General features: G+C 66.7%; 1 protein-coding gene. It reads left to right on the top strand.

Annotation, left to right across the window (positions count from 1 at the left end; translation table 11 throughout):
• Positions 1-920, top strand: a 920-nt coding sequence (istA, locus tag OOZ48_RS18395; protein WP_269500268.1) for an IS21 family transposase, incomplete at both ends; no start/stop codon positions are given.

The following is a 920-nucleotide window of genomic DNA, read 5'->3' as shown; positions in this document are numbered from 1 at the left end:
GACTACGCCGTTATCCACCAAGAACTCTCTCGCAAGGGCATCACCCTGATGTTGCTGTGGCAGGAGTATCAGGCCAACCACCTGGGGCGGCGCACCCTGCAATACAGCCAGTTCTGCGAGCGCTACCGGCAGTACGCCAAGACGCTCAAGCGTTCCATGCGTCAGGTGCACCGGGCCGGCGAGAAGCTGTTCGTGGACTTCGCCGGCCCCACGTTGGCGCTGGCAGACGGCGCCCGCGTCCACCTGTTCGTCTCGGCCATGGGCGCTTCGCACTACACCTACGCCCAGGCGCTGCCCGGGCAGAAGACCGCCGACTGGATTGCCGGCATGATGGGGGCACTGCACTTCATGGGCGGCGTGCCCGAGCTGATCGTGCCCGATAACCCGCGCGCAGTCATCGCCCAGCCGGATCGCTACGAGCCGCGTGTGAACGACACGGTGCTGGACTTCGCCCAGCACTATGGCTGCTCGATCTTGCCGGCACGGCCCTATACGCCTCAGGACAAGGCCAGCGTGGAGTCAGCCGTACAGGTCGTCGAGCGCTGGATCCTGGCGCGCCTGCGGCATACCCGTTTGCCGACCCTGGTCGCAGCCAACCGGGCCATCCAGCCCCTGCTCACGCAGCTCAATGAGCGCACCTTCCAGAAGCTGCCCGGCAGCCGTACCAGTGTGTTTGCCAGCATCGACGCCCCGGCCCTGAGGCCCTTGCCGGCCAGTCGCTACGAGTACGCCCGCTTCAAGAGCGTGCGCGTGCATGTGGACTATCACGTGGAGCTCGACGGCCACCGCTACAGCGTGCCCCACGCCCTGGTGGGCAGCACCCTGGATGCCCGCCTGACGATCCATGCGGTGGAGTTGCTGCATCGTGGCAACCGTGTCGCCGTGCATGTGCGCAGCGACCGGCGCGGCGGCTTCACCAC

Source organism: Castellaniella sp. S9, assembly GCF_027257175.1.
Lineage (GTDB): Bacteria > Pseudomonadota > Gammaproteobacteria > Burkholderiales > Burkholderiaceae_B > Castellaniella.
The sequence above is the reverse complement of the archived record's forward strand: the minus strand, read 5'-3'. Positions and strand labels throughout refer to the sequence as shown.